The sequence below is a fragment of the Streptomyces sp. NPDC059649 genome (assembly GCF_042734445.1).
Classification (GTDB): domain Bacteria; phylum Actinomycetota; class Actinomycetes; order Streptomycetales; family Streptomycetaceae; genus Streptomyces.
The window spans coordinates 39,226-49,203 of record NZ_JBHWDV010000049.1; the positions used below are offsets into that span (position 1 = coordinate 39,226).

The 9,978-nt window shown below is 70.8% G+C and carries 9 protein-coding genes and 1 tRNA gene; 4 read left to right on the top strand and 6 right to left on the bottom strand.

Going from position 1 to position 9,978, the window contains the following annotated elements; all coding sequences use genetic code 11:
- Nucleotides 1-19 precede the first annotated feature (19 nt).
- Together ACFV1J_RS33250 and ACFV1J_RS33255 are read left to right on the top strand one after the other, a co-directional pair.
- A tRNA-Asp gene (locus ACFV1J_RS33250) sits at nt 20-94 on the top strand.
- Between the two features lie 306 nt (nt 95-400).
- Nucleotides 401-646 carry a DUF6274 family protein gene (locus ACFV1J_RS33255; RefSeq protein ID WP_385864405.1) on the top strand — a complete coding sequence of 82 codons (246 nt, stop codon included), beginning with the start codon at nt 401-403 and terminating at the stop codon, nt 644-646.
- Between the two features lie 542 nt (nt 647-1,188).
- On the opposite strand, the gene bldC is transcribed toward ACFV1J_RS33255, so the two are convergent.
- Together bldC and ACFV1J_RS33265 are read right to left on the bottom strand one after the other, a co-directional pair.
- Entirely contained in the window at nt 1,189-1,395 is a 207-nt protein-coding gene (gene bldC / locus ACFV1J_RS33260) for a developmental transcriptional regulator BldC (protein WP_003949541.1), read from the bottom strand.
- Nucleotides 1,396-1,908: 513 nt separating this feature from the next.
- Entirely contained in the window at nt 1,909-2,745 is an 837-nt protein-coding gene (locus ACFV1J_RS33265) for a hypothetical protein (RefSeq protein ID WP_385864406.1), read from the bottom strand.
- 221 nt (nt 2,746-2,966) lie between these two features.
- Here ACFV1J_RS33265 and ACFV1J_RS33270 point away from each other — a divergent pair, with 221 nt between their 5' ends.
- Nucleotides 2,967-4,085: a Glu/Leu/Phe/Val dehydrogenase dimerization domain-containing protein gene (locus tag ACFV1J_RS33270; protein ID WP_030416652.1), complete on the top strand. Its 1,119-nt coding sequence runs from the start codon at nt 2,967-2,969 to the stop codon at nt 4,083-4,085.
- A gap of 313 nt (nt 4,086-4,398) precedes the next feature.
- The gene (locus ACFV1J_RS33275; protein ID WP_030416653.1) at nt 4,399-4,653 is read left to right on the top strand and encodes a DUF3073 domain-containing protein; all 255 of its coding nucleotides are present in this window, start codon (nt 4,399-4,401) and stop codon (nt 4,651-4,653) included.
- Between the two features lie 192 nt (nt 4,654-4,845).
- On the opposite strand, the gene purM is transcribed toward ACFV1J_RS33275, so the two are convergent.
- The 4 genes from purM to ACFV1J_RS33295 form a co-directional block, all read right to left on the bottom strand.
- Nucleotides 4,846-5,916 (bottom strand): phosphoribosylformylglycinamidine cyclo-ligase, encoded by a 1,071-nt coding sequence (purM, locus tag ACFV1J_RS33280; RefSeq protein ID WP_385864408.1) that lies wholly within the window; start codon nt 5,914-5,916, stop codon nt 4,846-4,848.
- Nucleotides 5,917-5,950: 34 nt separating this feature from the next.
- Complete coding sequence (gene purF / locus ACFV1J_RS33285; RefSeq protein WP_385864410.1) at nt 5,951-7,510, bottom strand: amidophosphoribosyltransferase; 1,560 nt, start codon at nt 7,508-7,510, stop codon at nt 5,951-5,953.
- An 850-nt stretch (nt 7,511-8,360) separates the two neighbouring features.
- Nucleotides 8,361-9,158, bottom strand: coding sequence for a sterol carrier family protein (locus ACFV1J_RS33290; protein WP_385864412.1), 798 nt, complete (start codon nt 9,156-9,158; stop codon nt 8,361-8,363).
- A 184-nt stretch (nt 9,159-9,342) separates the two neighbouring features.
- Nucleotides 9,343-9,978, bottom strand: a 636-nt coding sequence (locus ACFV1J_RS33295; RefSeq protein ID WP_385864414.1) for an AIR synthase-related protein, incomplete at its 5' end; no start/stop codon positions are given.

Here is a 9,978-nt window from a genome sequence, read left to right on the forward strand (position 1 = left end):
AAGCGGAAAGCAAACGCAAGGTCCTGTGGAGCAGTTTGGAGTGCTCGCCACCCTGTCAAGGTGGAGGCCGCGGGTTCAAATCCCGTCAGGACCGCTTTCTACGGCCCGTATCCCTTGGGGATGCGGGCCATACTGCTGCCCGCAGAGGCCGTGGCCGCGGAGAGGCCGCCCTCGGACACCGCAAATCCCGCCAGGACCGCTTGAGTTCGGCCCGCACCCTCTCGGATGCGGGCCGTTCCGCGTTCCGGTGCGTACGTCCCCACCGTTCCGCTCCGGTTCCGTCTCCCGCGCGCCCCGTCGGCTGCGGGCCGTGACGGCTTTGCTGCCCGCTGTATTGACGGGACCCTCCGGCGCCGGTACTCACTTGGGGAGGTTTGTGGGGGCCGGGGAGGTATGCGGGATGACTACTGCGGTACGGCACGAAACCAGAGCGTTGCTGCGGGCCCATCTGGCCGCCGCCTCGGGCTACCGCCATCGGACGCGGCACTGCCCCATCTGCCATCAACTGTTGCGGCTCGCCATGGAGCCGCACACGGCCCGCTCCGGGCCCGCCGCGGCCCCGTCCGCGCCCGCCTCCGACCCGACCCCCGATCCGGCCGCCTGTGAGCCGTCGGCGGCCGAGGACGAAAGTTCCGCGCCGCGGTGACCAAGGACGCCTGCGCGACGTCTTGTGCGGTGACAGGGCGGCAAGGGGAAGGGCCTCGCGGAAAGGGGACAAGTCCCCTACCGCAGTGGGCGGATCGCTTCAAGCGGCGCGCCGTGTGACGGGAGTCACCGAACAACTTTTGACGGGTGAGGAACTTACACCCTCCCTACAACGGGTCAATTTAATATGTGCAATTGCACCACCCTCCAGGCGCATCGAATGCCCTTTCCCGGAGTCACTCCCGAAGGCCCCCAGAGGGCCCTTGAAGGCGCCGTGCGCGCCACCGGAGGCCGGCCCGGTCAACAGGTGGCCCGAGCCTCCTGACCGGCCCTGGAGCGGCCGTATACAAAAAAATCGCGCTGGACCCGGCGGAGCCCAGCGCGATCGGTGACGTACCCAGATGGAGCGGGTGTGGGGCCCGTTGGGGTCGGGCGCCGCGTCGTATGAAGCTGTGTGAAGCGTGGTGGAGCAGGTCGAGCCTGGTGCGCGAAGTGGGCGTTTTCGGGTTGGGGGCCCCGAAAACGGCCTGGCTACGCGGCTTTTCAGGCCTCGCTGCGCTGCTGCGGAATGCCCGCCAGCAGTGCGCGGACCTCAGCCTCGCGGTAACGCCGATGCCCTCCGAGCGTGCGGATGGACGTGAGCTTGCCTGCCTTGGCCCAGCGGGTGACCGTCTTGGGGTCGACACGGAACATCGTGGCAACCTCGGCAGGGGTCAGCAGCGGCTCGGCGTCAGGGGTGCGAGCGGTCATGAGCGGCCTCCTCGGGAGAACCGAACCATCACGGTTCTTTCCTCTAAATTCTGCACCTTGACCCACGTTGCCCGAAATGGCGGACGCGGGCCGAGTCGGTTATAGGACGAACGGCTTGTCCTCGGCACTACAACTACACCATCTGTCCAGCCACGTCGGCCAAACCGATGGAATTGCCCTCTCAGGTGTTCAACCTCGGCGGATGCCGATGGACCGTGCCATAGCGGACAGTCACACGGCCGTGACGATCAGTCACAACGTGCTCAGCCGCCACGAGACCCCTCAAGGACCGCAATACCGATCTATCCGCCCTTAGTTGGACGGAAGGAGCCCAGGTCGGGCTCCTTGTCCTATTTTGGCACGAGGAAGAGGCTTGCTAGCAAGACCCGAAGTAAGTGCTTTAGGTCACGCTTGAGGCAATCGCCCGGTTAAGGACCTACGTCCTTTACCGCCCGACCACCGCGAGCGAGCACCGTACGACAGCACCGTGAACTCGGGAAAGGGTTCGGGCGATCAGCTCGAGAACTGACGTTCGCGGACCGCGCGCCACCGCTGGGAGAGCTTCTCGTACGCGGCACCGGCCCGCTCGCCGTCCCCCTCGCGCAGCGCCGCCAGTCCCTCCGCCACCTCGGCGGCGGAATGGTCCTCGGCGAGCTGCCCCTCGGGCACCGCGTGCACCAGCCCTCCGTAGTCCAGCTCCACGAGCGAGCGCGGGTGGAATTCTTCGAGCCAGCGCCCAACATCTACCAGGCCGTCGATCAGCGGTCCCTCTTCGAGGGCGTTCCGCAGCGTCCGCAGCCCCCGCGCGACCCGCCGTCTGGCCTGCACCATCGGCGTGCGGTAACGCAGCACGGTCCCTTGGTCACCCTCCGCGTACTCCCGCTCGGCGTCGTCGAAGAGAACGAACCAGCGGACCGGAACGTGCCAGGTCGCGCCGCGGATCCACGGCCGGGCGTCGGGGTTGCGCTCCCGCCACCGCTCGTAGTCGGTGACGGCCTGGCGGCGCACCACCGGGGGCAGCGCCGCGTCGAGCACCGCCGCCGGCAGCAGCTCCTCCAGCCCTTCCAGGGCCTGCCAGCCGCGCAGCCGGGTGCGCCAGGGGCAGACGCACACCACCTCGTTCACGACCGCCACGAAGGCGTCCGCGCTCTCGTGGACCGGGACCGGCACCGGCGGGGTCGGCAGCAGATCGGCCAGCGCCCGGCGCTGCTCGTCCTGAGCGGTGGGGGTGTGCTCCCGCTTGGCATAGCGCGCCCAATGGGAGCGCTCCGGCTCGGGGAACGCTGCCAGCGGCTCGTAGACCCGCAGATATGCCATGTACGGGACCTGCACCGATGACGCCAGGGCCACACCCGCTCCTTACGAGGGAAGTCCACCGCCCAAGGACCCGCCACACGGCGTGCCCGACACGCCCGAGGGTCCCCGACCGGCCTGCGATACGACCAGATCGTCCCACGTCCGTCCCCCGGGAGAGGGTGATCCTCGGCACCTGACCGATCAACCGCCGCCGCAGGTCTTACGCTCTTCCCAACCGGCCCTCCCCACCCGTAGGAGGGCGTCCTTCGCGACTTATGGGAGTCACCACCGTGACTGACGTACGTCCGGCCCCCGCCGGCACCGACGGCGGCGTTCTGCACACCCTGTTCCGATCGGAACAAGGGGGCCATGAGCAGGTCGTTCTCTGCCAGGACCGGGCCAGTGGCCTGAAGGCAGTGATCGCCATCCACAGCACCGCGCTGGGTCCCGCGCTCGGCGGCACCCGCTTCCACGCCTACGCCTCCGAGGAGGAGGCCGTGCTGGACGCCCTGAACCTGTCGCGCGGCATGTCCTACAAGAACGCCCTCGCCGGGCTGGACCACGGCGGCGGCAAGGCCGTGATCATCGGCGACCCCGATCTGATCAAGACCGAGGAACTGCTGCTCGCCTACGGCCGGTTCGTGGCCTCGCTCGGCGGCCGCTACGTCACCGCGTGCGACGTCGGCACGTACGTCGCCGACATGGACGTGGTCGCCCGTACGAACAAGTGGACCACCGGCCGCTCCCCCGCCAACGGCGGCGCCGGCGACTCCTCCGTGCTGACCGCCTACGGCGTCTTCCAGGGCATGCGCGCCTCGGCGCAAGCCCTGTGGGGCGACCCGACGCTGCGCGGCCGCAAGGTGGGCATCGCCGGTGTGGGCAAGGTCGGGCACCTCCTCGTCGAGCACCTCCTCAAGGACGGTGCCGAGGTCGTGATCACGGACGTCCGGGCCGACGCGGTGGCGCGGGTGCGCGCCGAGCACCCGCAGGTCACCGCCGTCGCGGACACCGAGGCACTGATCCGCACCGAGGGCCTGGACGTGTACGCGCCGTGCGCGCTGGGCGGGGCGCTCAGCGACGACTCGGTGCCGGTGCTCACCGCGAAGGTGGTCTGTGGCGCGGCCAACAACCAGCTCGCCCACCCCGGCGTCGAGAAGGACCTCTCCGACCGCGGCATCCTCTACGCCCCCGATTACGTCGTGAACGCCGGCGGCGTCATCCAGGTGGCCGACGAGCTGCACGGCTTCGACTTCGACCGCTGCAAGACCAAGGCGGCGAAGATCTTCGACACCACGCTGGCGATATTCGCTCGTGCGAAGGCGGACGGGATCCCGCCGGCGGCGGCCGCCGACCGGCTCGCGGAACAGCGGATGGCGGAGGCGCGGAGGAGCTGACCGAAGGTTCCGGCCAGGGCGGCCGGAAACACCACCTTGCGCGGCCCGCCACGGCCGGTCGGGGAGACATCCCTCACCACCCGTCGGCGGGTCGCCGTACGGGACAGGTTAAAATCGCAGTTGACCAGCGGGGACGGGGCACCCTGCGGGTCGTGCCGAGCGGCGGGTGATGCGGGCGACGTACCGTATGGCCGCGGAAGCAGGTACCGTTAAAGCTCTACGGGCCGGTCTCTCTGTCGAGAGCCCGCTCTGATCCATGAACGCGTGTCAAGACTCTGGGGCCACCGAGCCCCGTCACTGAGGGGGTCGACCCATGGGGCGCGGCCGGGCCAAGGCCAAGCAGACAAAGGTCGCCCGCCAGCTGAAGTACAACAGCGGTGGGACGGATCTCTCAGCACTGGCCAGCGAGCTGGGTGCAACTACGGCACCGTCGAGCCAGCAGCCTCCGAACGCGGAGCCGTTCGAGGATGACGAGGACGACGACCCGTACGCACGGTACGCAGAGCTGTACAACGACGACGATGACGGGGATGAGGGCGACTCCTCCCAGCAACGTCGTCGTGCTTGACGTTCTGCGCGCTCGCGGCACCCGCTAACAGCATCACGGACCCGGTCCTGGGCATCGCCCGGGCCGGGTTTTGTGCTGCCCGGAACGACAGCGTCCGGTCGCCGGCCAGCCGGGAACCGAACGTACCGGTTCGCCGGGGAGACGGCGTAGCGACGGCCGCACCGGCGGGTGCCGGTGCGGCGGCCGGTCCGCTCAGGCGGCGTAGTCACCGGTCAGGGTCACCGCGTCGGCGTGGTCGCCGCGCTCGACGATCTCACCGCTGACCCAGGCGTCCACCCCGCGGTCGGCGAGCGTGGTCAGCGCCACGTCCACCGACTCCTGCGGGACGACGGCGATCATGCCGACGCCCATGTTCAGGGTCTTCTCCAGCTCCAGCCGCTCCACCGAGCCGGCCGTGCCGACCAGGTCGAAGACCGGGCCGGGCGTCCAGGTCGCGCGGTCGACGGTGGCGTGCAGCCCGTCCGGGACGACCCGGGCGAGGTTGTTGGCGAGACCGCCGCCGGTGATGTGCGAGAACGCGTGGACCTCGGTCGTCCGGGTCAGCGCCAGGCAGTCCAGCGAGTAGATCTTGGTGGGCTCCAGCAGCTCCTCGCCCAGGGTCCGGCCGAACTCGGCGACCTCCTGGTCGAGGGCCATCCCGGCCCGCTCGAAGAGGACGTGCCGGACCAGGGAGTACCCGTTCGAGTGAAGTCCGGACGAGGCCATCGCGATCACCGCGTCGCCCGTACGGATACGATCCGCGCCCAGCAGCCGGTCCGCCTCGACGACGCCCGTACCGGCGCCGGCCACGTCGAACTCGTCCGCGCCCAGCAGGCCCGGGTGTTCCGCGGTCTCGCCGCCGACCAGCGCACAGCCGGCCAGTACGCAGCCCTCGGCGATGCCCTTGACGATCGCCGCGACCCGCTCCGGGTAGACCTTGCCGACGCAGATGTAGTCGGTCATGAACAGCGGCTCGGCGCCGCACACGACCAGGTCGTCGACGACCATGCCGACGAGGTCGTGACCGATGGTGTCGTAGACGCCCATCTTGCGGGCGATGTCGACCTTGGTGCCGACGCCGTCGGTGGCCGAGGCCAGCAGCGGGCGTTCGTAGCGCTTGAGGGCGGAGGCGTCGAAGAGGCCGGCGAAGCCCCCGAGCCCACCGACGACCTCGGGGCGGGTGGCCTTCTTCACCCACTCCTTCATCAGGTCCACGGCGCGGTCGCCGGCTTCGATGTCGACGCCCGCGCTCGCGTAGCTGGCGCCGGAAGGTTCAGCGGACATGGCTGAGAACTTTCGTGTCGTGTGTGTACGAGCTCTACGGGCGACGCAGCGCGTCGGCCCCGCCGACCCCGGCGGTGAGCGTCTGGACGCCGTCCACGTCGGACTTCGTCGGTGCCGCGGTCTCCGACTCCAGGAGGTGCTTGCCGAGCAGCTCCGGGTCGGGCAGCTCCATCGGGTACTCGCCGTCGAAACAGGCGCGGCACAGGTTCGGCTTGGCGATCGTGGTCGCCTCGATCATGCCGTCGATGGAGATGTACGCGAGCGAATCGGCGCCCAGCGACTTGCCGATCTCCTCCACGCTCAGCCCGTTGGCGATCAGCTCCGCGCGGGTGGCGAAGTCGATGCCGAAGAAGCACGGCCACTTGATGGGCGGCGAGGAGATCCGGATGTGGACCTCGGCCGCACCGGCCTCGCGCAGCATCCGCACCAGCGCCCGCTGGGTGTTGCCGCGGACGATCGAGTCGTCGACGACCACCAGCCGCTTGCCGCGGATGACTTCCTTGAGCGGGTTGAGCTTGAGGCGGATGCCGAGCTGGCGGATGGTCTGCGAGGGCTGGATGAAGGTCCGGCCGACGTAGGAGTTCTTGACCAGGCCGGAACCGTAGGGGATGCCGCTGGCCTCGGCGTAGCCGACCGCGGCCGGGGTGCCGGACTCGGGCGTCGCTATCACCAGGTCCGCGTCGGCGGGCGCCTCGGCGGCCAGCTTGCGGCCCATCTCCACGCGGGAGAGGTACACATTGCGGCCGGCGATGTCGGTGTCCGGGCGGGCGAGGTAGACGTACTCGAAGACACAGCCCTTGGGGCGGGCCTCGGCGAAGCGGCTGCTGCGCAGGCCGTCCTCGTCGATGGCGACCAGCTCACCGGGCTCGATCTCCCGGATGAAGCTGGCGCCGACGATGTCCAGGGCGGCGGTCTCGGAGGCCACCACCCAGCCGCGCTCCAGGCGGCCGAGGACCAGCGGGCGGATGCCCTGCGGGTCGCGGGCGGCGTAGAGCGTGTGCTCGTCCATGAAGCAGAGCGAGAAGGCGCCCTGGACCTTGGGCAGGACGCGCGGCGCGGCCTCCTCGACGGTCAGCGGCTTGCCGTCCTCGTCGACCTGGCCGGCGAGCAGCGCGGTCACCAGGTCGGTGTCGTTGGTGGCCGCGACCTGGGTGGCCCGGCCGCCGTCACGCGGCAGCGCGGCGACCATCTCGGCCAGCTCGGCGGTGTTGACCAGGTTGCCGTTGTGGCCGAGCGCGATGGAACCGTGCGCGGTGGCGCGGAACGTCGGCTGGGCGTTCTCCCACACCGAGGCACCGGTGGTGGAGTAGCGGGCATGGCCCACGGCGATGTGGCCCTGGAGGGAGCCGAGGGAAGTCTCGTCGAAGACCTGGGAAACCAGGCCCATGTCCTTGAAAACGAGGATTTGGGAGCCGTTGCTCACTGCGATGCCCGCGGACTCCTGTCCACGGTGCTGCAGCGCGTACAGCCCGAAATAGGTGAGTTTGGCGACCTCTTCACCCGGAGCCCAGACACCGAAGACGCCACATGCGTCCTGGGGGCCCTTCTCACCGGGGAGCAGGTCGTGGTTGAGTCGTCCGTCACCACGTGGCACGCCCTTGAGTCTAGGGCAGGTCGCGGATTCATCCGAACCGGGGATGGCCGCGGACCTGGAGGAGTGCATGAACGGGACATGAAGCAGGCTTGACGTGGTCACGGCCACGCGGACAGGAAATTCCGCCCCCGCAGACCCCGCAACCCTTGGCGCACCTGGTGTGTTGCCGGGTGTCCCGCTCCGCGCAGCGCCTGGTTGGCCGCCACCACGGCGACCTCGGCCGCTTCGCGAGCGCCATCTGCCGCTGAGCATCAGCAGCGTAGCTACGGGTGACGACACATCCGGCGGATTTACCCGGCCACCCCTCTGAGCTGGCCTTTCGCCGCACGTCGCCTCTTCCTGCCACCTACCCGGAATGCCGCTTTCGACCTGTACGCACTGAATGCCGTACGGCACTCCGACGATCCGGTGTGAGATGCGCGACGCCTCGCCGCCCGCCGCCGCTCCCGGGCGCTCCGCGCGCCGCAGCGGGCCCCGCCCCGCCCCGGGACGATCGCTCGGGAGAGCCGAACCCATGCCGTCCGTCGATCCCGCCCGCGCCTCCCCGGCGCCCGATATGTCGCTCAACTCCCCCGATGCCGCCGGCCCCACCGCCCCGTCGCGCCTTCCGGCCCCTCACGGCGCGCCTTCTTGGCGGGCTCGCCGACGCGCCTTCTTGGCGGGCTCGCCGACGCGGGCGCCGCGGCCACCGTGGGCGGACCGGGCGCCGTCGGCCCCGGGGCCCGGCACGACCCCTGCCGCGGTCGCCGGCTCACAAGGCTCCGCGGCCGACCGACTGCCCGCCACCGTGGGCGGCCGGCTGCCTGTCCCCGTGGGCGGCCGGCTGCCTGTCCCCGTGGGCGGCCGGCTGTCAGGCCATGATCGGCAGGTGGCCGCTGAGGTCGGCCCGGTCGCCGCTGGCGCTGACCGTGGCAGCGGCCAGTTCCGCGTCCCAGGTCGTCCGGCCGGTGGCCAGGCGTATCCAGGTCAGTGGGTCGGTCTCGACGACGTTCGGCGGGGTGCCTCGGGTGTGCCGGGGGCCCTCGACGCACTGCACCACGGCGAACGGCGGGACCCGGACCTCGACCGACCCGCCGGGCACCTTGACGGCCAGCGCATCGGCCAGCAGTCGCGTCGTGGCGGCCAGCGCCTGGCGGTCGTACGGGATCTCCGCGCCGGTCGCGGCGGCCAGGTCGTCGGTGTGCACGACGAGCTCGACGCAGCGGGTGACCAGGTAGTCGGCCAGCCGCATCGCGCCGGGCCGGGCGGCCACCAGGCGCTCCGTCCCCTCCGGCGGCAGGGACCGCTCGAACTCCTCCGCGGCGCGCGCCAGCAGCTCCGCGGGGTCGTTGCCGGACGCCAGCGCATGGGTGTCCGCAGCGATCCCCGGGGCGAGCGGCGCGGTGGCGAACGGCCAGTCCAGCAGGTCGGTCGTCACCTGTGGCGGGGCGGGCAGCGCGAGCGCACGCGGCACGCTGCCGACCGCCATCGCCAGATGCGCCACGAGCTCCCGCACGGTCCAGTCGCCCAGCCGGGTCGGCCGCGCGAACTGATCGGCCGTCAGCCCGCTTACGGCCGCGCGGACGTGCGCGCACTGCGCGAGGATGGCGGCGCGGGTCTTCTTCTCGTCGTACTGGCGGGAGCGCGACTTCCGGGCGGCAGGAGACATGCGATCAGCGTAAGCGGCAGCACTGACAACCGCCCCGCGTTCGCGTTCCGCGCCCGGCCCGCACGCGGAACGCACGAGGGACGGACGCGAAACGCACGCGAAACGGCCCGCCAGGCGTGCTGGCGGGCCGTTCCGGCCGGGAAGGATTCCCGGGCCACCGGTGGACGGGGCCCGGGGCGGGGCGTCAGGCAATCAGCCCCGGGATGGTGTCCGCGTGGGCGGTGCGCAGCTCGCTGAGCGGGATGCTGAACTCGCCCTGGACGTCGATCTCTTGGCCGTCGATGACACCGATGCGGGTGGCGGGCAGGCCTCGGACGGTGCACATGTCGGTGAAGCGGACTTCCTCGCTCCGGGGCACGGCGACGACCGCGCGGCCCGCCGACTCGGAGAAGAGGTACGTGAACGCGTCCAGCCCGTCGGGGACGACCAGGCGGGCGCCCTTCCCGCCGCGCAGGCAGGACTCGACGACCGCCTGCACGAGACCGCCGTCGGACAGGTCGTGCGCGGCGTCGATCATGCCGTCGCGGGAGGCGGAGAGGAGGATCTCGGCCAGCAGCCGTTCCCGCTCCAGGTCCACGGCCGGCGGCAGCCCGCCCAGGTGGTCGTGGACGACCTGCGACCAGGCCGACCCGCCGAACTCCTCGCGCGTGTCACCGAGGAGGTAGAGCAGCTGGCCTTCCTCGGCGAAGGCGATCGGGGTGCGGCGCGTGACGTCGTCGATCACACCGAGCACGGCCACGACGGGCGTGGGGTGGATCGCCGTCTCGCCGGTCTGGTTGTAGAGGGAGACGTTGCCGCCGGTCACCGGGGTGCCCAGGGT